This is a genomic window from Acidovorax sp., assembly GCF_034519795.1.
Lineage (GTDB): Bacteria > Pseudomonadota > Gammaproteobacteria > Burkholderiales > Burkholderiaceae_C > Acidovorax.
In genome coordinates, this window is the sequence record NZ_JAXHOB010000001.1 from 299,943 (window position 1) to 317,598 (window position 17,656).

The 17,656-nt window shown below is 69.5% G+C and carries 16 protein-coding genes; 8 read left to right on the forward strand and 8 right to left on the reverse strand.

Annotated features, from left to right (window positions below):
- Positions 1–117: 117 nt before the first annotated feature.
- On the forward strand, positions 118–588 hold the full coding sequence (locus tag U5N23_RS01380) for a peptidylprolyl isomerase (RefSeq protein ID WP_322591083.1): 471 nt from the start codon (positions 118–120) through the stop codon (positions 586–588).
- A gap of 8 nt (positions 589–596) precedes the next feature.
- Positions 597–1,148 carry a 2OG-Fe(II) oxygenase gene (locus U5N23_RS01385; RefSeq protein ID WP_322591084.1) on the forward strand — a complete coding sequence of 184 codons (552 nt, stop codon included), beginning with the start codon at positions 597–599 and terminating at the stop codon, positions 1,146–1,148.
- Positions 1,149–1,160: 12 nt separating this feature from the next.
- Here U5N23_RS01385 and U5N23_RS01390 read toward each other — a convergent pair whose 3' ends face one another.
- Positions 1,161–1,577, reverse strand: coding sequence for a rhodanese-like domain-containing protein (locus U5N23_RS01390; RefSeq protein ID WP_322591085.1), 417 nt, complete (start codon positions 1,575–1,577; stop codon positions 1,161–1,163).
- A gap of 100 nt (positions 1,578–1,677) precedes the next feature.
- Here U5N23_RS01390 and ftrA point away from each other — a divergent pair, with 100 nt between their 5' ends.
- A complete protein-coding gene (gene ftrA, locus U5N23_RS01395) occupies positions 1,678–2,670 on the forward strand; it encodes a transcriptional regulator FtrA (RefSeq protein ID WP_322591086.1) in 993 nt (330 codons plus the stop codon).
- On the opposite strand, the gene U5N23_RS01400 is transcribed toward ftrA, so the two are convergent.
- Positions 2,623–3,540 (reverse strand): LysR family transcriptional regulator, encoded by a 918-nt coding sequence (locus U5N23_RS01400; RefSeq protein WP_322591087.1) that lies wholly within the window; start codon positions 3,538–3,540, stop codon positions 2,623–2,625. The two genes, ftrA and U5N23_RS01400, sit on opposite strands and share 48 nt — an antisense overlap.
- A 111-nt stretch (positions 3,541–3,651) precedes the next feature.
- Here U5N23_RS01400 and U5N23_RS01405 point away from each other — a divergent pair, with 111 nt between their 5' ends.
- On the forward strand, positions 3,652–4,296 hold the full coding sequence (locus U5N23_RS01405) for a glutathione S-transferase family protein (protein WP_322591088.1): 645 nt from the start codon (positions 3,652–3,654) through the stop codon (positions 4,294–4,296).
- The gene (locus tag U5N23_RS01410; protein ID WP_322591089.1) at positions 4,293–5,264 is read left to right on the forward strand and encodes a pyridoxamine 5'-phosphate oxidase family protein; all 972 of its coding nucleotides are present in this window, start codon (positions 4,293–4,295) and stop codon (positions 5,262–5,264) included. Before U5N23_RS01405 ends, U5N23_RS01410 begins: the two co-directional genes overlap by 4 nt.
- Here the strand turns inward: U5N23_RS01410 and U5N23_RS01415 are convergent.
- The 4 genes from U5N23_RS01415 to U5N23_RS01430 form a co-directional block, all read right to left on the reverse strand.
- Positions 5,233–6,102, reverse strand: a complete 870-nt coding sequence (locus tag U5N23_RS01415) for a TIGR03915 family putative DNA repair protein (protein ID WP_322591090.1) — start codon at positions 6,100–6,102, stop codon at positions 5,233–5,235. The genes U5N23_RS01410 and U5N23_RS01415 overlap by 32 nt on opposite strands.
- A 12-nt stretch (positions 6,103–6,114) precedes the next feature.
- Complete coding sequence (locus U5N23_RS01420) at positions 6,115–7,392, reverse strand: putative DNA modification/repair radical SAM protein (RefSeq protein WP_322591091.1); 1,278 nt, start codon at positions 7,390–7,392, stop codon at positions 6,115–6,117.
- Between the two features lie 113 nt (positions 7,393–7,505).
- Positions 7,506–8,063: a response regulator gene (locus U5N23_RS01425; protein ID WP_322591092.1), complete on the reverse strand. Its 558-nt coding sequence runs from the start codon at positions 8,061–8,063 to the stop codon at positions 7,506–7,508.
- A 196-nt stretch (positions 8,064–8,259) separates the two neighbouring features.
- Positions 8,260–9,144, reverse strand: a complete 885-nt coding sequence (locus tag U5N23_RS01430; protein ID WP_322591093.1) for a type 1 glutamine amidotransferase — start codon at positions 9,142–9,144, stop codon at positions 8,260–8,262.
- Between the two features lie 304 nt (positions 9,145–9,448).
- Here U5N23_RS01430 and U5N23_RS01435 point away from each other — a divergent pair, with 304 nt between their 5' ends.
- From U5N23_RS01435 to U5N23_RS01445, 3 genes are all read left to right on the forward strand, one after another.
- A complete protein-coding gene (locus tag U5N23_RS01435) occupies positions 9,449–13,060 on the forward strand; it encodes a TonB-dependent receptor domain-containing protein (RefSeq protein ID WP_322591094.1) in 3,612 nt (1,203 codons plus the stop codon).
- Entirely contained in the window at positions 13,041–15,020 is a 1,980-nt protein-coding gene (locus U5N23_RS01440) for an adenylate/guanylate cyclase domain-containing protein (RefSeq protein ID WP_322591095.1), read from the forward strand. Before U5N23_RS01435 ends, U5N23_RS01440 begins: the two co-directional genes overlap by 20 nt.
- A gap of 124 nt (positions 15,021–15,144) precedes the next feature.
- Positions 15,145–15,495 carry an HPF/RaiA family ribosome-associated protein gene (locus U5N23_RS01445; protein ID WP_322591096.1) on the forward strand — a complete coding sequence of 117 codons (351 nt, stop codon included), beginning with the start codon at positions 15,145–15,147 and terminating at the stop codon, positions 15,493–15,495.
- Positions 15,496–15,506: 11 nt separating this feature from the next.
- Here U5N23_RS01445 and U5N23_RS01450 read toward each other — a convergent pair whose 3' ends face one another.
- Together U5N23_RS01450 and U5N23_RS01455 are read right to left on the reverse strand one after the other, a co-directional pair.
- Entirely contained in the window at positions 15,507–16,475 is a 969-nt protein-coding gene (locus tag U5N23_RS01450) for a PDR/VanB family oxidoreductase (protein ID WP_322591097.1), read from the reverse strand.
- A complete protein-coding gene (locus tag U5N23_RS01455; RefSeq protein WP_322591098.1) occupies positions 16,472–17,503 on the reverse strand; it encodes an aromatic ring-hydroxylating dioxygenase subunit alpha in 1,032 nt (343 codons plus the stop codon). The genes U5N23_RS01450 and U5N23_RS01455 overlap by 4 nt, the downstream gene beginning before the upstream one ends.
- Positions 17,504–17,656: the final 153 nt, after the last annotated feature.

Here is a 17,656-nt window from a genome sequence, read left to right on the forward strand (position 1 = left end):
GGCATTGCCACCCCAGCCGGGCAGAGGGTGGCGGGGTCGTGGACAATCCGGCATTCCGATCCGCAGGGCGGCGGCCCTGCCGCCCCCTGCTTTTCCTTGCATGAAAGCGCGCCATCCATGAACATCGCCAAAGACACCGCCGTCACCATCGCCTACAAGGTCACCACCCTTGAGGGCAAGCCCCTCGATGCGGGCAACCTGTCCTACCTGCACGGCGGATACGAGAACATCTTCCCCAAGGTCGAAGCCGCCCTCGAAGGCCAGTCCGCGGGTTACAGCACCACGCTGGATCTGGCCGTGGAAGACGCCTTCGGCGTGCGCGACGAAGGCCTGGTGCGTACCATCCCCAAGTCCGAATTCCCGCCGGGCGTGAAGGTCGGCGGCCAGCTGCAGGGCGTGGGCAGCGATGGACAGCCCGCCGTGTTCAATGTGGTCAAGATCAAGGGCCCCGAAGTGCACCTGGATGGCAACCACCCGCTGGCCGGCCAGGCGCTGCGTTTCTCGTGCAAGGTGGCGAGCGTGCGCGCCGCCAGCGCCGAGGAGATCGCCCACCGCCACGTGCACGGCGACCACGGCCATCACCATTGAGCCCTGCGATGGCAGCGCTGCAGGCGGTTGCCCATTCGGAAAGGGCCTTTTCCATCCCCGGCTTCCTGTCGGTTGGCGAGTGCGATGAACTCATCGTGCTGGCCGAGCGCGAGGGCTTCGAGGCCGCTGGCGTGCGCACGGCAGGTGGTCCCAAGCCCATGCCCCTGGTGCGCAACAACGACCGGGTGCTGGTCGAGTCCGCCGTCTGGGTGGCCCTCCTGTGGCAGCGGCTGCAGGGCGTGGCCTTGCCGCTGCTCGATGGAGAAGCGGCGCAAGGCCTGCCCAAGGAACTGCGTTTTTACCGCTATGCCCCGGGCCAGCGCTTCAAGATGCACAAGGACGGGCCCTGGACCGAATCCGGCATGACCAGCCGGCTCACACTGCTGGTCTACCTCAACGCGGGCTTTGCGGGCGGGGACACCGATTTCAGGGACTTCGTGGTGCCGCCTGCCACCGGTGCGGCGCTGCTCTTCATCCACGACACCTGGCACGAAGGCCAGGCCGTCACCGAGGGCACGAAGTACGTGCTGCGCTCGGACGTGCTCTACGCGCCGGGCTGACCTGCCAGGCGTTCACCCGCCCTGCGCGCCCTTTTCCAGGCTGAAGCCCTCGTCGAGCCAGCCCGTCACCCCGCCGATCATCAGCTTCACCGGCCGGCCCAGCCGCGCCAGCCGCACGGCGCCGCGGTGCGCGCCGTTGCAGTGCGGGCCCGCGCAATAGACGACGAACAGCGTGCCGGGCGCATAGGCGGCCATCTTCGATTCGATGATCTTGGCGTGGGGCAGGCTCATGGCGCCGGGCACATGGCCGGCCTCGTACAGCGCATGGCTGCGCACGTCGAGCAGCACGAAGTCCTGCAGGCCACGGTCCATCGCGTCGTGCACGTCCCAGCAGTCGGCCTCGAAGGTGAAGGCGGATTCGAAGTGCACGAGCGCTGCGGCACTGGGGGCGGCGGGAACGGCGGCGACGGCGCTGGGGGAAGAGGTCATGGCAACAGGCTCCTGGGTGGCGTTTCAGAGGGCTCCAGTGTCGCCATGGGGCCCTTCCACGGCCAGTGGCCGCCATGACAATCTTCGGTAACATCGCGCCATGCCCCACCTGGTTGCCATCCTCGCCTACGACCGCCTGTGCACCTTCGAATTCGGCTGCGCGGTCGAGCTGTTCGCGCTGGAGCGGCCCGAGCTGGAGGCGGTGGACTGGTACCGCTACGCCGTGTGCGCGGTGGAGCCCGGCCCGCTGCGCGCCATGGGCGGTGTGCAGGTGCAGGCGCCGCATGGCCTGGCCATGCTGTCGCGCGCCGACACCATCGTGGTGCCCGGCTGGCGCGATGCGGCCGAGCGCCCGCCCGAGGCGCTGCTGCGCGCCCTGCAGCGCGCCTGGCGGCGCGGTGCGCGCATCTGCTCCATCTGCTCGGGCGTGTTCGTGCTCGCGCATGCGGGGCTGCTCGCGGGCCGGCGTGCCACCACGCACTGGCGCCATGCCGAGCGCCTGGCCCACGAGTTCCCCGACATCACGGTGGACGTCTCGGCGCTCTACGTGGACGAGGGGCAGGCCATCACCTCGGCGGGCTCCGCCGCAGGGCTGGACATGCTGCTGCACCTGGTGCGGCGCGACCATGGCGCGCGCGTGGCGAACACGGTGGCGCAGCGGCTGGTGATGTCGCCGCACCGCGACGGCGGGCAGGCGCAGTTCGTGCCGCGGCCCATGCCCAGCGCCGAGGTGAGCAGCATCGCCCGCCTGCTCGACTGGCTGCGCGAGAACGCGCGCCAGGCGCACACGGTGGATTCCATGGCGGCGTTTGCGCAGATGAGCCGGCGCACGCTGCAGCGCCGCTTCAAGGAGAGCACGGGCCTGTCGCCGCAGGACTGGCTGGTGCGCGAGCGTGTGGCCATCGCCAAGGAACTGCTCGAAACCCACCCGGCCATGCCCATCGACGCGGTGGCCGACCTCGCGGGCCTGGGCTCGCCCGAATCGCTGCGCCGGCATTTCCGCCTGCACCGCTTGCCGGCGCCCTCGCGCTACCGGCAGGCCTTTTCAGGCCTTGCGGGTGAGGCCGCGTCCCTGCAGCACGGGCTCGGCTGACAGCCGCTCGCGTGCGAACTCCACGAAGGCCCGCACCTTGGCCGGTGCGCGCCGCCCCGCAGGGTAGACGATGTGTACCGGCACCGGTGGGGGTTCGTGCGCGGCCAGCACCACGCGCAACCGGCCCGCGCGCACGCCCTGCGCCGCCTGGTAGGCCAGGCAGCGCGTGAGGCCCAGGCCCGACTCGGCCGCAGCGATGTCCACCTCGTTGCTGTTGCTGATCCAGCTGAAATGCGGCTGGCCGACCACGCCCTCCTTGAACTTCCAGGGCGAGACGCTGTTGTTGTCGAACGAGAAACCGATGGCGCGGTGCGCCGCCAGCTCATCGGGGTGGCGCGGCTCGCCATGCTGCGCCAGGTAGGCGGGCGAGGCCACCACCAGCCGGCGCAGTGCCCCCACCTGCACGGCGGTGAGGCCCGAGTCCGGCAGGTGGGCGATGCGGATCGCGACGTCCATGCCCTCTTCGAGCAGATGCACCAGCCGGTTCACGAACAGCGTGCGCACTTGCACGCGCGGCTGGGCGTGCAGAAAGGCCTGCACGATGGGCGCCACATGCCGCATGCCGAACATCTGCGGCGCGGTGATGGCCAGCAGCCCCTGGGGCTCGGCCTGCGCCCCGCTGGCAGCCTGCTCGGCCTCCTGCAGGTCGGTGAGGATTGGGCGGCAGTCGACCAGGAAGCGCTCGCCCGCCTCGGTCAGCCGCACCGTGCGCGTGCTGCGCTGGAACAGCAGCACCGACAGGCGCGCCTCCAGCGCCGCAATGGCGCGCGTGACGGCCGTGGCCGACACCCCCAGGCGCCGCGCCGCCGCCGCAAAGCCCCCGGCATCGGCCACGGCGATGAAGCAGCGCAGGGTGTCCAGATGGTCCATTGTTGCGATATCCGCAATTTTGATTGCCGCAATATGGCTATTCACAGCGGATTTGGCAATGGATATCGTCGAGTCTTCTGTGCATTCCACCTCTGACAAGGACATTTCTCCATGGCCCCCTCCGCACCCCTCACGCTCTACCGCATGCCCATCTCGGGCCACAGCCACCGGGTCGAGCTCATGCTGTCCATGCTCGGCTTGCCCCATGCGCTGGTCCATGTGGATGTGATCGCCGGCGAGCACCGCCAGGCTGCCCACCTGGCGCGCAACCCGCTGGGCCAGATCCCGGTGCTGGTCGATGGCGACCTGGTGCTGTCCGACAGCAACGCCATCCTGGTCTACCTGGTGCAGCGCTATGCACCCGGCAGCCACTGGATGCCGCAGGACCCGGTGGGCCAGGCCGGCCTGCAGCGCTGGTTCAGCCTGGCGGCCGGCATGCTGGCGCCCGGGGCATCGAGCGCACGCTTCGCGGCCATCACGGGCCGCGAGCCCAGCGAGGCGGCGCTCGCCATCGGCCGCCGGCTGTTCGACTTCATGGAGCCCGCGCTCGAAGGCCGCGACTGGCTGCTGGGCGGTGCCCGCCCTACGCTGGCCGACATCGCCATGGTGAGCTACACCTCGCAGGCGCCGATCGGCGGGCTGTCTCTCGCCGCCTATCCGCGCATCGCCGCCTGGGTGGCGCGCATGGAAGCCCTGCCGGGCTATGTGCCGCTGGCCGACCGCCTGCCCGCCCCTGGCGTTGTGGTGCCGGCATGAGCGCCGCGCCCGCCGCCGCCTTCCACGTGGGCGAGCAGGCCCTGCAGGAGCGCGTGGGCGTGCGCGAGCGCATGGCCGCCGTAGGGCCCGTGGTGCTGCGCGACCACATGCCCGACCAGCACCGCGAGTTGTTCGAGAAGCTGCCCACCTTGCTGCTGGGCGCGCTTGATGCCGAGGGCCAGCCCTGGGCGACCATGGTGGCCGGTCCACCCGGTTTCGTGCACACCCCCGATGCCGGGTCCATGCACCTGGACGTGGCGCCCGATGCCGCTGACCCGGTACTGGCCCGGCTGGTGCCCGGTGCGCCGGTGGGCGTGCTCGGGCTGGAGCCGCACACGCGCAGGCGCAATCGCATGAATGGGCGCGTGGCTGCGTTCGGTGCCCACGGACTGGAGGTCAGTGTGGCGCAGAGCTTTGGCAACTGCCCCAAGTACATCCAGGCGCGCGCTCCGGGTTTGCGCGCGGTGGTGACACCTCCGGCACCGGCCGAGGTGTTGGGGGTGGGGCTCGATGCCGCCGCGCTGGGCCTGATCGCGCGCAGCGACACGATGTTCATCGCCAGCGCCTCGGCCGCACAGCCGGGCACACGGCGCAACGAAGGCGTGGATGTGTCGCACCGCGGCGGCGAGCCGGGCTTCGTGCATGCCCAGGCCACTGCGGACGGACTGGTGCTCACCCTGCCCGACTACCCCGGCAACCTGTTCTTCAACACCCTGGGCAACCTCGCGCTGCACCCGCAGGCCGGGCTGCTGTGGTTGGACTACGAGGACGGCGGCCTGCTGCATGTGGCGGCCCGCGCCGAGCTGCTCTGGGACGAGGCCTCGCGTGTGCGCTGGCCCGGCGCGCAGCGCGTGCTGCGGCTGCAGGTGCTGGGCGGCATCTGGCGCGCGAATGCCTTGCCCTGGCGCTGGACGGCGGCCGAGCCCGCACCGCAGTTCAGCGCGATGCGTGCGCGTGCGATGGAATGAGTGGCGCGATGGCCTTGCGCGGCGTGGTGGCCTCGGCCTCCACCATGCGCGCGTTGCGCTCGTGGGCACCCCGGCTCAGTTCGGTGATCAACGCGGCCTCCGGCAGGTTGTGCCAGTAGCGCTGCGGCATCTCCTTGCGCATCATGTCGGTCTTCAGGCGCGCGGGGTTGAAGATGTGGCGGTAGTAGGTGAGCCACAGGGCCTCGCCGGCGTCGGGCGGTGGCGCATCGCTGCGCTGGCCGCCGGGGCCGGTGTGCAGCGCCTTGCCGTCCCAGCGCACGCTGGCATCGGGCGTGAGGATGGCCCAGTGCATCTGCGTGAAGCGCCGTACGAAGAAGCCGGCGTTGGCCTCGGTGATGAAGTGGTCGGGCTCGAACCAGGCCACCTGCACGGTGCGGCCCTCCCCGTCGGTCACCGGGCGAAAGCGCACGAAGGCGTGCATCTTGTGCATGTCGCGCGCCACGGCGCGCACCATGTGGTGGGCCTGCATGCGGTCGGCGTCGAGCGGGTCGTGGCGCAGCGCGCGCTCGTGCGCCAGGCGCCACAGCAGCCGGTACATGAGGGCAAAGCGCGCCGGGTTGCGGTGCAGCACCAGGCGTTCGCACAGGCGCAGAAAATCCTCGGGAACCCGCGGCGCTGAGCCTCCTGCCTGGCGTGGCAGCGCATCCAGGGGCAGGCCCGATGGTGCGGGCGCGGCGAACAGGTCCTGCGCCGCGCCTTGCGTGGTGAACCATTCCACCTCCTGCGACGGCACGCCGGCCTGCACCAGCATGCGTGCCGCCCGGCGAAAGCCCGGCCAGTCGGTGGCGTGTGCGAGGGTGATGGTGTGCTGGCCCATGGCGTATGCCCTTCAGTCGAACAGCCCGCGCTGTGCGGGGGGCGGGGCCATGCGTGCCGCCAGGTCGGCCGCATCCAGCGCACGGCCCGGACGGTAGTCCGCAGCCTCCACGAAAGGCAGCACCTTCTTGAGCGGTACGCGCAGCCGCGCCAGGTCGGCGTGGCGCAGCCGGCGCACGCGGCGCGCGGCCAGCAAGCGGTCCACCGTCTGCACGCCGAAGCCGGGCACGCGCAGCATCAGCTCGCGCGGCGCGGTGTTCAGGTTCACGGGGAAGCGCTCGCGGTGCGCAATCGCCCAGGCGAGCTTGGGGTCCATGTCCAGCGCCAGCATGCCGTCCTGGCCTGCGGGCACGATCTCGCCATGCGCGAAGCCATAAAAACGCATCAGCCAGTCGGCCTGGTACAGCCGGTGCTCGCGCACGGTGGGCGGCGCGATCAGCGGCAGCGCGCGCGCTGCATCGGGGATGGGACTGAAGGCCGAGTAGTACACGCGCCGCAGCCGGTGCACGCCGTACAGGCCTGCGCTGGTGGCCAGGATGGTGCGGTCATCGGTGGCGTCGGCGCCGACGATCATCTGCGTGCTCTGGCCGCCCGGCGCAAAGTGCGGGGCCGGGGCCCGGCGGGCGCGCGCCGAGGCGGGCATGGACACCGCCTTGGTGGCCGCCTGCTCCTTTCGCGCCTGCCGCGCGTCCTCGATGTGCACCGCCATGCGCGCCATCGAGCGTGCGATGGCTGCGCCGTCCTTCTGCGGAGCGAGCGCGGCAAGGCCCTCGGGCGTGGGCAGCTCCACGTTGATGCTCAGCCGGTCGGCATGGCGGCCGGCGCGCTCCATGAGTTCGGGCGAGGCATCGGGGATGGTCTTGAGGTGGATGTAGCCACGGAAATCATGCTCCTCGCGCAGCACGCGCGCCACTTCCACCACCTGCTCCATGGTGTAGTCGGGGCTCTGGATGATGCCGCTGGAGAGAAACAGCCCCTCGATGCAGTTGCGCCGGTAAAAATCGAGTGTGAGGTCCACCACCTCCTGCACGGTGAAGCGGGCGCGCGGCACATTGCTGCTGACCCGGTTCACGCAGTACAGGCAGTCGTACTGGCAGAAGTTGGTGAGCAAAATCTTGAGCAGCGAGATGCAGCGCCCGTCGGGCGCATAGCTGTGGCAGATGCCCATGCCCTCGGTCGAACCCATGCCGCGCCCGCCCACCGAATCGCGCGGCGCGGCGCCGCTCGACGCGCAGGAGGCGTCGTATTTGGCGGCGTCGGCCAATATGGCCAGTTTGGATTGCAAGATCACTGTATGAATTTACAGTGATCTGAGGGTTTTGACCAGCGCAGGGTTATTGGGTCGGCTGTAGCGGGCGGTCAGCCGGCCAGCGCAAAGCGGGGTCGCCCGGGGCCGCAGAGGTATCAGAAAGGGGCGGGCGGCACGTCCGCCGCAGCACCGCCCGGCGCGCCAACGCTGCGCCGGGGAATGAGCTGCGCGTCGAGCAAGGCTTCGATGCGGGCGAAGATCTCATGGCGCGAGAACGGCTTCTTCATGAAATCGTCTGCGCCGATCCGATTGGCATAGAACTGTTCGGTGGCGTGCTCGTTGCCGCTGATCATGATCACCGGGATGTGCTGCGAAGCAGGCGTCCTGCGAATGGCGCGCAGTGCATTGAACCCGTTCATGCCCGGGAGGATGATGTCGAGAAAGATCAGTTCGGGCGGTTCCTCGGCGATCAGCGCCAGGCCCTGCTCGGCATCCAGTGCCTCGCGGGTTTCATAGCCCGCCGACACCAGCGTCTTGCGCAGGACGGCGACCACGGTCGGCGAGTCGTCGATGATCAGCACCCTGGTGCCTTTTCGCGCATTGACACGCCGGTGCTTGCGCCGCTCCAGGGGCTCTGCGGCACGTGCAGGGGGTGCGTCGGGACGGTCCGTCGTCTTGCGCATGCCGCCCAGAAGGCGGTCGAAGATACTCATGGTGCAGGCTCGCTTCTCGCGGGATGGGGGCTTAACAAGCACCAAGTATCCAGGATGTTGGGCGGTGGCAGAAGAGGCGGGCGCAGCGCAAGCCTCGCCCTGGGGAGGAAATCAGCGGTTTCGGCTGCTTTTCAGCGCCTGGTGGCGATGGGCCGGTGTTGCCGCGCCACGCGTGCAAGGCACCGCCTCGCGGCCGTCACTCCCCGGCCTTCTGCCGGTCCTTGCGCAACGCCCGCTGCAGCAGCCGGGTGGCACGGTCACGCAGGGGTGAAACACGGTGCTCCATGGGGGCCTGCGCCTTGGCCTTGGCGCAGGCGGCGAGAAAATCCTCGAGGATGGCGGTGTCGTCCAGCGTGTCCGAGCCCACCTTGTGGAATTCGGGGTGCCATTGCGTTGCAGCAATGTAGCCGCGCCCGGGCGCAGGTTTGAGGCGGATGGCTTCGGGCACGCCATCCGGTTCGCTCAGGGCCTCGACCTCGAAGTCCGGTGCCACCCGCTTGATGCCCTGGTGGTGGATGCTGTTGACCCGTGCGCGCGGGCTGTCGGGGTACAGCTGGGCAAGGCGTGAGCCGGGCACGATGTGGATGTCGTGGAAATGCTGGTCGTAGGTGGTGGCGTTGCGGTGCTGCTGCGCGCCGGGGTGCTGGAACTCGATGTCCTGGTACAGCGCGCCGCCGAAGGCCACGTTGATCAACTGCAGGCCCCGGCAAACGCCGAAGATGGGCTTGCGCACTTCGGCGAACGCCTTGACCACGGCCAGGTCGTACAGGTCGCGCACGCGGTCGCCGACCCATTCCTCGCGCAGGGGCTCCTCGCCGTAGTTGCCCGGCCAGACGTCCGCACCGCCGTGCATCACCACGCCATCGAGCCAGTCGGCATAGTGGGCCAGTGTGACGTCGCCGCGCGCGGTTTCGCCCGTGGGGCAGGGCACCATCACCACCATGGCCCCGGCCGACATGAGCCAGTGCGCGATGGATTGCTCGACATACTGCAGGGTCTTGTTGGTGAACAGGGAGCGGGCGGGGTCGGCATGCTGAAAACAGGCGGACAGGCCGATCTTGAGGCGGGGAGAGGCGGACATGGGTGGGGGCTCCATAGGCATGCGCACGGAAGGCTGTGCATGCAAGGCAATAGGTATTTACGTTGTAGCACCCGCTCCCGGCGCCGTCTGTAGGAAAGGGCCGTGCACGCCTGTGGCTGCGCCACACGGTGCTATGAAATGTGGCTTTCTTCATGAAATGGCGGTCTGCCGCCGGTACGCGGTGTGCTGCGGCCCGCGCCCGCTCCCGATAATTTCGGTAACCGGGTGTGGCCGGCTGCGGCCAGCGAGTCCGTGGCCGCACTTGCGCCGCCCGCCCCGCCCGACAAGACAACAAGGCACCTCCATGCGCCATTCCACGATGCACCTTTCCGCGCTGGCCGCGCTTATGGCCCTGGCCTGGCCCTGCAGCCATGCCGCCGTACCCCCGGGCGCAGCGGCCGAGATCGTGGGCCTGCAGGGACCGGGTGATCAGCGCGCAGCCAGCGTGCAGGACTGGAAGCCCGCGCGCCAGGCCCAGGCATTGGCCGCGGGTGACTTCGTGCGCACGCGCGAAGCCGCGCGCATGGCCCTGCTGTTCGCCGACGATACCCAACTGCGCCTGCACCAGAACACGGTGCTGCAGGTCAAGGCCGTGGCCACGCCCGCGCAGCCCATGACCACGCTGATGCTGAGCGCCGGCCGGGCCTGGACGCAGACGCGCCGCGCCGACGGCAGCCGCCTGACGCTGGAAACGCCGGCCGCCACGGCCGCGATCCGCGGCACGGACTGGGACATCGAGGTCGCCGGCGATGGCCGCACGCTGATCACCGTGCTCTCGGGCACGGTGGAGTTCGGCAATGCACAGGGGCAGGTGTCGGTGGCGGCCAACGAGGCCGCCTACGCCGAGGTCGGCCAGGCACCGGTGAAAATGGTGCTGAGCCAGCCGCGCGACCGCATCCAGTGGGTGAATGCGCTGCGCGCCGACCCGCTGCCTTCGCTCGCGGCGCAGGGCAGTACCGATGGTGGCATGCCTGCCGCGCTGGACCCGGTGCGGCGCGCGCTGGCTGCCCGCGATGCGGTCGCTGCAGCCGCCGCATTGGCCCAGATGCGCAGCCAGGTGCCCGCAGGCTGGGCCGCCGCGATGGAGTCTGCCGTGGCGCTGCAGGCGGGCGACCTGCAGGCCGCCCGCGCCCAGCTTGCGCAGCAGGTCGACGGCGCGGGCCAGCCCGTGCTGGCCGCCTGGCTCATGCAGTCGGACCTGCAGCTGCTCGACGGTGACGGGCCCGCCGCCGTGAACACCCTGCGCATGGCGCTGGCACGGCACTGGCCCGAGCACCCGGCCCTGGTGGCCCAACTGGCACGCGTGCAATTGCTCACCGACCGTGTGGACGAAGCGCAGGCCGCGCTGGCAGGTGCCGGCACGGGCGACGGGGGCCTGGCGCTGGTGCGCGCCGAGCTGGCCCGTCGCCAGGGCGATGGGCCGGCGGCCATCGCGGCCTACACCGAGGCCACGGCGCGCATGCCCGGCGATGCACGGGCCTGGCAGGGTCTGGGCAGCGCCCATGTGGAGCGCGAGGAGACCGGCCCGGCACGCAGGGCACTGGGCCAGGCGCTGGCGCTCGATGCGCAGGCGCCGGGGGCGCAGGGTGAGCGGGGCACGCTGGCGACCTTCGTCAACCAGTTCACCGAAGCAGGGCTGGCGTTCGAGACCGCCCTGCACGACAACCCTGCCGACTATGTCGCGCTCACCGGCCAGGGGCTGATGCACCTCAAGCAAGGCCGGCCGCAGGCCGCGCTCGACGATTTCCTGCGCGCCGGCGTGATGGAGCCGCGCTATGCGCGCGCCAAGGTCTGGACGGCGGTGGCCTACTACCAGCTCGGGCGCACGCCCGATGCGCTGGCCACGCTGCGCCAGGCCAGCAGCCTCGACGACAAGGATCCCTTGCCCTACCTGCTGCTGGCGCAGATCCAGACGGACCTGTTCCAGCCGGGGGATGCCGTCGACTCCGCGCGCGCGGCCCTGCAGCGCATGCCCTACCTCAAGTCGCTCAACCAGGTGGCCAATGACCAGAAGGGCAGCGCCAACCTGGGCGCCTCGCTGGCCTTCTTCGGCATGGAGGACTGGGCGCTGGAGCTGGCGCAAAAGAGCTTCTCGCCCTACTGGGGCGGCAGCCATCTGTTCCTGGCGGACCGTTACCGCGGCGAATTCAACAAGAACTCGGCGCTGTTCCAGGGCTTTCTGACCGACCCCATGGCCTTCGGCGCCAGCCAGCTGCACTCGTCACTGCTGCAGCGGCCAGGCAGCCATGGGGCGATGGGCATGATGCTGGACCGCGAGTTCTACCGCATGCGCGCGCCCTCGCTCACGCTCAATGGCATGGACAACAGCCAGGTGCCGGTGTCCTGGTTCTTCAAGGCGCAGAACGCCCGCAGCAAGCGCTTTCCGATCGACGTGGGGGTCTTCAACGTACCGGCGTTTCACGACTCCACGGGAGGCGCCGACGTGGGGGCCGACGTGCTGACGCTGGGCCTGGGCATGCAGCCCACCGAGCGCCTGAACCTGTTCGTGTATGCCAACCAGTTCGACGTGTCGCTGCAGGGGCGCAACCGGCTCGACCTCTGGGGCGATGGGTCCGAGGTGCTGCAGACCACGGGAAGCAGCCGGGTGCGTCTGGGGATGGCGGGGCTGTCCTACCGCTGGAGCCCGGTGCAGCAGACCTGGCTCAAGCTGGGGCGCAGCACGGAGCACACGCGCTCCGAGAACTACCCCACCCTGTTCCTGTTCCAGCCGCTGGCCGCCCTCATGGGCCTCAAGGCCTCACCCGACAAGGCATTCACCGATCTGCAGCTGCGCCACACGGTGGACCCGGAGCCCGGCCAGCGCCTGAGCGTGACGCTGGAGCATGTGGCGGAAAAGCAGTCCAGCGTGGTGAGCGGCTACGGCCCCCTGATCCTGCGGGACAGCGCCGTGGCCCCCGACATCATGGTGTTTGCCGGCGTCAACGAGATCGACCGGCGCTACACCGGCCTGACCCTGGCCGGCAGCCAGCAGTTCACGCCGGGCCTGCTGCTCGATGGTGCACTGGGCCTGCAGCAGATCCGCCACCGGGTGCGCGGTGGCAATGCGGTGGGCCTGCTGGTGCGGGACGTCAGCGAATCGAGTCAGGCGCGCCGTGCGGACACGGAGCGGGTGGCCACCCCGCGCGTGGGCCTGGTGTTCAGCCCGGCGGCGGGCAGCACGCTGCGCATGGCCTACCAGGACTGGCTGCGCCCGCTGAGTGCGTCCACCCTCACCAGCGTCGAGACCGCCGGCATTCCGGTCGAAGACCGGCTGGTGGAGGCCGGTGGGCGCCATCGGCGCACGGTGGCACAGCTGGGCATGGAGATCGACGAGCGCACTTTCGTGAGCCTGCGCGCCGACCACCTGCGCGTGCGCAACCCCGGGGTGCTGGGCGTGGACCTGCGCACGCCCAGCATGCCCTTCCTGGAGGAGATGCGCAACGCGCAGATGGTCAATCTGTCGACCACCGACGTGCTCGAAGGCACCCCGGGATTCGAGGAGGGCAGCCTGCAGGCCCTGGGCGCCGGCGTGAACCGCATGTTCAGCCGCCAATGGTCGGGCTACGCCAAGTACCTGTTCCAGCGCAGCAGCAGCCAGTACCTGGACAGCACCAGCAACAGCCTGGTGCGTGACCTGCGCATCCCCTACATCCCGCGCCACACGGCGGTGGTCGGCGCCACCTGGGCCAGCGCGCAGCGCGTGTACCTGAGCGCCCGGGCGGTCTACCGGTCCGAGCGCTTCGAGGACAAGCAGAACCTCACACGCCGTCCTGCGGGCTGGAACCTGGACATCGCGGGTTACTGGGAAACGCAGGACAAGCACTGGGTGGTGGGCGCAGGGGTGCTGAACCTGTTCGGAGACCGTTCCGACCGCCAGTCCGTGCGGTACGTGATCGATGCGCGCTACCGTTTTTAGGCGCGCATGGCGCGAAGCGGCCCTGGCGCTTGCCGCCAGCGCGCTGGTGCTGCTGCTCGCCTGGGCTGCCACGTTCACGCGGCCCTGGCACGCACTGGAGTTCAAGACCTTCGATGTGCTCACGGCGCTTTCAGCGCCCCAGCGGGGCACCTATCCCGTGGTGATCCTCGCGATCGATGAGCCCAGCTTCCAGGAGCTGCAGCAGCACTGGCCCTTTCCGCGCAGCCTGCACGCACGCCTGATCGAGCGCGTGCATGCCGATGGTGCCGCGGCGATCGGCATGGACGTGGTGTTCGCCGACCCGACCAGCGAAGAGGAGGATGCCGCGCTGGAACGTGCGGTGGCCACGGCCGCGCCGGTGGTGCTGGCCTCGGCGCGCGAGAAGATCGACAGCGGCAATGCCACGCTGTGGACCGATGTGCCGCCGCTGCAGCGCTTGCTGGCCGCCGGCGGCCGGGCGGGCAGCGCGCTGGTGCAGCCCGACGACGACTTCGTGGTGCGCCGCGCCTTCGGCGAGTCCGACAGCCTGGCCATGCAGCTGGCGCGCCGGGTGGCAGGCGCTGGAGCCAACGGCCTGCAGCCCGCCGAGTGGCTGGCCTACCGGGGCCCGCGCGGCACCTTCGACACGCGCTCGTACTACCAGGCGCTGGAGCCCGGGCTGCTGCCGCCTGGCTTTTTCAAGGACAAGATCGTGCTGGTCGGGCGGTCTGCGCTGAGCGCTTCGGAGCTTGAAAATGCGCGCGCGGACCTGTTCAATTCGCCTTTCGGTTCTGTCGGAGGCGACCGCCTTTTTCCCGGCGTGGAACTGCAGGCCACGCAGGTGGACAACCTGCTCGCGGGCGATGGCCTGCGCAGCGCACCGGGGCACTGGACAGCGCTGTTGGTGCTGTTGATGGTCCCTCTGGTGATCCTGGCGGGGCGGCGTCTGCACACAGGCTGGGCGCTTGTGTTGATGGTGGCCCTGGTGGCCGCCATGGGGCTCGCCTCGTGGCTGTTGTTCGCCTACGCACGGCTGTGGTGGCCGCCGTTGATGCCCATCGTCGCGGCCCTGGGGGTGAGCAGCGCTACGGCGCTGGTCATCTACGCCACGGTGCGCCAGAGGGCCCTTCAGACCCGCGCCATGTTTGCGCAGTACGTGCCGCCTGCGGTGGTGGCACGCCTGGTGGCCGAGCCCGAACTCATGCGCCTGGGCGGCGAGGTGCGCGAGGTGACGGTCATGTTCACCGACCTGGCCAACTTCACCACCCTGTCGGAGCAGCTGAGCGCCGAGCAGACGGTGGAACTGCTCTCGGGCTACTTCGACGCCATGACGCCCATCATCCACGCCAGCGGCGGCACGGTGGACAAGTTCATCGGCGACGCCGTGATGGCCTTCTGGGGCGCGCCGCTCGACGATGCGCAGCACGCCGAGCATGCGGTGCGTGCTGCGCTGGAGATGCAGCAGGCCATGGAGCCGCTGGTGGCCGCCCTGCGCGCGCGCGGCCTGCCGCCGCTGCAGATGCGCATCGGCCTGCACACCGGTCGGGTGGTGGTGGGCAACGTGGGCTCGCAGCAGCGCTTTTCGTACACGGTGATCGGTGATGCGGTGAACCTTGCGGCGCGCCTGGAGGGTGCGAACAAGGCCTTCGGCACAGGCATCCTGCTGTCGCAGGCCACGGCGCGGCAACTGCCGGCCACCCTGCCGGTGCGCGTGCTCGACGAGGTCATCGTCAAGGGCCGGGCCGAGCCGGTGCGCGTCTTCACGCTGTGCGCCGACAGCGAGGTCTGCGCGTTGTCTGTCGCAGCCCTGGATGCCTTCCACGGGGGCGATGCGGTCACGGCCGCGGCTCACCTCGACCAGTTGCTGCAGCGTTGCCCTGGCGACCCGGCTGCCCTGCGCCTGCAGACCCGCGTGGCCGAAGCGGCGACCCTGCCCGCAGGCGTGCCCTGGCCCACCGCCGTTGCGCTGGACAAGTTGTAAGAACCTGTGTTTCACAGGTTCTTACGCGGCCGATTCGCGCTGTGGCGGCTTTGGAGCCACCATGAGGCCATGGCTGCGGTCCTGCACCGCCGCCTTTCTCTCGCAACCACCCAAGGAGCCCAGCATGCAAGTACAAGTCAACACCGACGACCACATCAACGGCAGCGAATCCCTGGCCCAATGGGTGACCGATGAAGCCAAGAGCCGGCTGGCGCGCTTTCAGGACCATGTGACGCGGCTGGAGGTGTTCCTGTCCGATGTCGATGCCGGCAAGTCCGGAGCCAAGGACAAGCGCTGCCGCATCGAGGCGCGCGTGACCGGTCGCCAGCCCGTGACCGTGACGGACGAGGCCGACAAGATGGCCAACGCCTTCATCGGCGCCACCGACAAGCTGGCGCGCGCGCTCGACACGGACCTGGGCCGCGCCAAGGACCGCCATGGCCGCGACACCATCCGCACGGCCGAGGCGGAATAGGCCGCAGCCTCTCAGAGATCGAGCACCAGCAGCCTGCCTTTTGCACGTGAGCAGCAGGGCATGCACTGCTCGTTCGACGCCTTTTCCTCGTCGGTCAGGTACATGTCGCGGTGGTCCACCTCGCCTTCGAGCACACGCGTGAGGCAGGTGCCGCACACGCCTTGCTCGCACGAGGTCATGATGTCCACGCCCTGGGGGCGCAGCGCATCGACGATGGAGATACCGGCCGGTATGGTGTAGGTGCTGCCGGTGCTGGCAATGCGCACCTCGAACGCGCCGTCGCCCGAGGTGTCCTGTGCCGGCGCACCGAAGTATTCGAGGTGGATGCGCTCGGCCGGCCAGCCCAGGTTCCTGGCGGTGTTCACCACATGGTCGATGAACCCGGCGGGGCCGCAGACGTACAGGCGCGCATCGGGCGCGATGTCGGCCAGCACGGCCATGAGGTCGAGCTTCTGCTCGGGCCCGCCTTCGTCGGTGTGCACCTGCACGTGGGGCGCCATGGCCGATGCCGCAATCTCCTGGGTGAACGCCGTGCGTGCCAATGAACGCGTGCAGTAGTGCAGCGTGAAGTCGGCGCCGGTGTGGGCCAGGCGTTCGGCCATGCACAGAAGCGGCGTCACGCCGATGCCGCCGGCCAACAGCAGCGTACGCTGGGCGGGGTGCAGTTCGAAATGGTTGCGTGGCGTGCTGATGGTGAGCACATCACCCTCGTGCACTGCATCGTGCATGCCCACCGAGCCGCCGCGCGAAGCCGCGTCGCGCAGCACCGCGATGCGGTAGCGGTGCTGCTCGCTGGCGCTGTTGCACAGCGAGTACTGGCGTGTGATCCCCCCCGGCACATGCACGTCGATGTGCGATCCCGCGCTGAAGGCCGGCAGCGGCGCGCCGTCGGTGCGGGCCAGCTCGAAGCTGGCAATGCCTTCGGCCTCGGCCTGCTTGCGCACCACGCGCACCTGCAGGGTTTCCTGCGCGGTCGTCATGCGGTCTGCTCCGCCGCCAGGGTTCGCTCGATCACCTTGCGCGACTGCACGCCGCCTGCGTCGATGTTGAGCATGAGCAGTTTGCGCTCGGGGTGGCGCAGCAGGTTCAGCTGCTGCAGTTCCAGCATCTCGCGGTCCTCGGAGAAGATCTTGCCCTGGCCTTCGCGGATCTGCGCGGTGAGGGCCGGGTCGTCGGGCTTGAAGTGGCGCGCCATGCCCCAGAAGTAGTGGATCGAGGTCTCGGTCTCGGGCGTGATGAAGTCCACGACGATGCTCGATGCCTTCTTGTCGGCAGGGGCCTCGTAGCCACCGTGGCCGGCGAGCGCCACGCCCACCTCGATCAGCACGTGGCTCGGCGGCGTGAAGTGGCAGATCTGCCAGCGGTCCACGGGCTGGTCGTCGGGCAGGCCGTTCATGCGCAGCGCCATCTGCCAGAACGGGGGCGCCTGGATGCCTTCCATGAAGCGGCTGGTGATGACCTCGTCGCCCTCGACCCGGGTCTTGCACGGCACCTCGTCGATCTCTTTCTGGCCGATGCTGTTGGAATGCACATAGGTCTCGTGCGTCAGGTCCATCAGGTTGTCGACCATCAGCCGGTAGTCGCAGGCGATGTGGTACAGCCCGCCGCCGTAGGCCCACTCTGGGCTCTCGGCCCATGCGAGGTGGTGGATCTTCGCCGGGTCGGCCTGCGCGGCATCGCCGGGCCAGACCCAGATGAAGCCGTAGCGCTCCACCACCGGAAAGCTGCGCGTGCGCGGAAAGCCCTGCACCCGCTGGCCCGGCATCGAAACGGCCTTGCCATCGCAGCCCACGCGCAGGCCGTGGTAGCCGCACATCAATTGGCCATCGCAGACCTTGCCCAGCGACAGCGGCGCGCCGCGGTGCGGGCAGAAGTCGTCGAGCGCCGCGACCTGGTCGGGTGCCGGGCGGTAGAAGACCATCTTCTCGCCGCAGATGGTGCGGCCCAGGGGCTTGTCGGCAATCTCGTCGGGGGTGCAGGCGACGTACCAGGCGTTCTTGGGAAACATGGTGCTTGTCTCTCTCCGTGGGGGAAGGATGTCTCGCGCCGCAGGCTTGGTATACAGGCAGCCTGCGGATCGCTGTATTCGTGGGTGGATTGTGCGAAAAAGCCGGATTTCTGTATACATAAAAAAGCCATAAATCAGTTATCGCTCATTGGC

Excerpts from the sequence above, each read along its gene's own strand:
- U5N23_RS01380 (WP_322591083.1), top strand. The coding sequence starts at position 118 with ATGAACATCGCCAAAGACACCGCCGTCACCATCGCCTACAAGGTCACC.
- U5N23_RS01385 (WP_322591084.1), top strand. The coding sequence starts at position 597 with ATGGCAGCGCTGCAGGCGGTTGCCCATTCGGAAAGGGCCTTTTCCATC.
- U5N23_RS01390 (WP_322591085.1), bottom strand. The coding sequence starts at position 1,577 with ATGACCTCTTCCCCCAGCGCCGTCGCCGCCGTTCCCGCCGCCCCCAGT.
- ftrA (WP_322591086.1), top strand. The coding sequence starts at position 1,678 with ATGCCCCACCTGGTTGCCATCCTCGCCTACGACCGCCTGTGCACCTTC.
- U5N23_RS01400 (WP_322591087.1), bottom strand. The coding sequence starts at position 3,540 with ATGGACCATCTGGACACCCTGCGCTGCTTCATCGCCGTGGCCGATGCC.
- U5N23_RS01405 (WP_322591088.1), top strand. The coding sequence starts at position 3,652 with ATGGCCCCCTCCGCACCCCTCACGCTCTACCGCATGCCCATCTCGGGC.
- U5N23_RS01410 (WP_322591089.1), top strand. The coding sequence starts at position 4,293 with ATGAGCGCCGCGCCCGCCGCCGCCTTCCACGTGGGCGAGCAGGCCCTG.
- U5N23_RS01415 (WP_322591090.1), bottom strand. The coding sequence starts at position 6,102 with ATGGGCCAGCACACCATCACCCTCGCACACGCCACCGACTGGCCGGGC.
- U5N23_RS01425 (WP_322591092.1), bottom strand. The coding sequence starts at position 8,063 with ATGAGTATCTTCGACCGCCTTCTGGGCGGCATGCGCAAGACGACGGAC.
- U5N23_RS01430 (WP_322591093.1), bottom strand. The coding sequence starts at position 9,144 with ATGTCCGCCTCTCCCCGCCTCAAGATCGGCCTGTCCGCCTGTTTTCAG.
- U5N23_RS01435 (WP_322591094.1), top strand. The coding sequence starts at position 9,449 with ATGCGCCATTCCACGATGCACCTTTCCGCGCTGGCCGCGCTTATGGCC.
- U5N23_RS01440 (WP_322591095.1), top strand. The coding sequence starts at position 13,041 with ATGCGCGCTACCGTTTTTAGGCGCGCATGGCGCGAAGCGGCCCTGGCG.
- U5N23_RS01445 (WP_322591096.1), top strand. The coding sequence starts at position 15,145 with ATGCAAGTACAAGTCAACACCGACGACCACATCAACGGCAGCGAATCC.
- U5N23_RS01450 (WP_322591097.1), bottom strand. The coding sequence starts at position 16,475 with ATGACGACCGCGCAGGAAACCCTGCAGGTGCGCGTGGTGCGCAAGCAG.
- U5N23_RS01455 (WP_322591098.1), bottom strand. The coding sequence starts at position 17,503 with ATGTTTCCCAAGAACGCCTGGTACGTCGCCTGCACCCCCGACGAGATT.